Raw genomic sequence first — 1,781 nt, forward strand, 5'->3', positions numbered from 1 at the left:
GCCATCATCAATCCGACCATCAGCATCTCGTTGTGCACACCACCCATCAGGTGAATGATGACCAGCGGGTTCAGCACACAGATCCACAGCGCCGCCGCCTCGTTGGCGTCCAGGTGGCGGGCCACCCGGCGAGCCGCCCAGATGAGCAGCGCCAGGCCGGGCAGCATGCACAGCCGCAGCAGCATCGTGCCGGCGACAACGTCGTTGCCGACCAGCATGGTGACGAACTTCGCCACCAGGATGAACGCCGGCCCGTAGGGCGCAGTGGTGGTGGTCCAGATCGGGCTGACGTTGTCCAGCAAGGAGTTCGGGTTGGCGACCGGGCCGACCAGGTAGGGGTCGAACCCGTCGCGCAGCAGCGCCCCTTGCGCCAGATACGAGTAGGTGTCGCGGCTGAACACCGGAACCGAGAGCAGCAGCGGTGCCAGCCAAAACCCGGTGGTGGCGATCGTGGTGTACGCGGTGACGGAGCGCTCGATGACCCGTCGACCCAGCCACAGCCAGGCGATCAGCATCAGCGCCACCCCGCCCCACAGCAGGATCGACGACAGCACCAGCCCGTGCCCGTACCGCAGCCAGGACAGGTGCAGCGACTCCAGCAGGGGGTCGTGCAGCCGGGTACTGCCGGCGCCCAACCCGCCGATCGTGATCAGCGCGGCGCCAAGGCATCCCAACAGCGCCGGCTGCGCCTGTTCGGACTTGGTGAATGACACCAGCCGGGAGACTTCCTGAACCAAGCGGCTTGTGGGTGCCGCGGTCGGGGTCGGGGTGGTCATGCTCCTCAGGCGCTGCGGTTGGCGGCCAGTCGGGCGAGTTCGGCCAGGCCAATCTTGGCCTGCGGATCGATGGGCGCGTCGTTGATCTCGTCGAGCGCGCGACGGGTGAGCAGCTCGATGTGCTCCTCGACTGCGGCCAGAGCGCCGACCGACACGATGACATCGCAGAGTTCGCGCACTCGAAGGTCGGAGAGCTCGGTGCCCAGCGATGTCCGCAACAGCTGGGCGGCAATCGGGTCGGACTTGTCGGCCAGTTCGATCGCCTCGGCGACCAACACGGTGCGCTTGCCCGACCGCAGGTCATCCCCGGACGGCTTGCCGGTGACGGCCGGATCCCCGAAGACGCCGAGGACGTCATCGCGCAACTGGAATGCCACGCCGAGGTCGGTGCCGACCCGGTGGAAGACATCGAGGATGTCGGGCCGGTCGGCGGCCGCCGCGGCCCCCAACTGCAGCGGCCGGGACACGGTGTAGGAGGCGGTCTTGTAGGTGTTGACCGTCATTGCGGAGGCGACTGAGTCGGCCCCGCTGGACTCCGCGACGATGTCGAGATACTGCCCGCCGAGGACCTCGGTGCGAATGTCAGACCACACGCGCTGGATCCGTCGGCGCGCATCGTTGGGAAGGTCGACGGTCGCCATGATGTCGTCGGCCCACACCAGCGCCAGGTCCCCGGCCAGGATCGCGGCCGACAGGCCGAACTGCTCGGCGGACCCATGCCACTTGCAGTCGCGGTGCTGGTCGGCGAACTGCCGGTGCACGGTGGGTAGGCCGCGTCGGGTGGCCGAAGCGTCGATGACGTCGTCGTGCACCAGGGCGCACGCGTGCAGAAGCTCCAGTGCGGCGAACATGCGCAGCATTGCTGGTTCGGCAGCTACGTGTGGTGGGGAAACCACCGCGCGCCAACCCCAGTAGGCGAACGCCGGACGGAGGCGCTTACCGCCGCGTAGCACGAACTCTTCCAATGCGGCGGTCAGGGTCGCATAGTCGGTTCCGATGTAGGCA

The 1,781-nt window shown here is 67.9% G+C and carries 2 protein-coding genes; both read right to left on the bottom strand.

Annotated features, from left to right (window positions below; genetic code table 11):
- Positions 1 to 713 (bottom strand): polyprenol phosphomannose-dependent alpha 1,6 mannosyltransferase MptB (gene mptB, locus ACN269_RS34880; RefSeq protein WP_421477625.1); only part of this gene is annotated, 713 nt, incomplete at its 3' end.
- Between the two features lie 68 nt (positions 714 to 781).
- A partial coding sequence (idsA2, locus tag ACN269_RS34885) for a bifunctional (2E,6E)-farnesyl/geranyl diphosphate synthase (RefSeq protein ID WP_421477627.1) occupies positions 782 to 1,781 on the bottom strand: 1,000 nt, incomplete at its 5' end.

It is taken from the genome of Micromonospora sp. WMMD736, from assembly GCF_049179015.1.
Lineage (GTDB): Bacteria > Actinomycetota > Actinomycetes > Mycobacteriales > Micromonosporaceae > Micromonospora.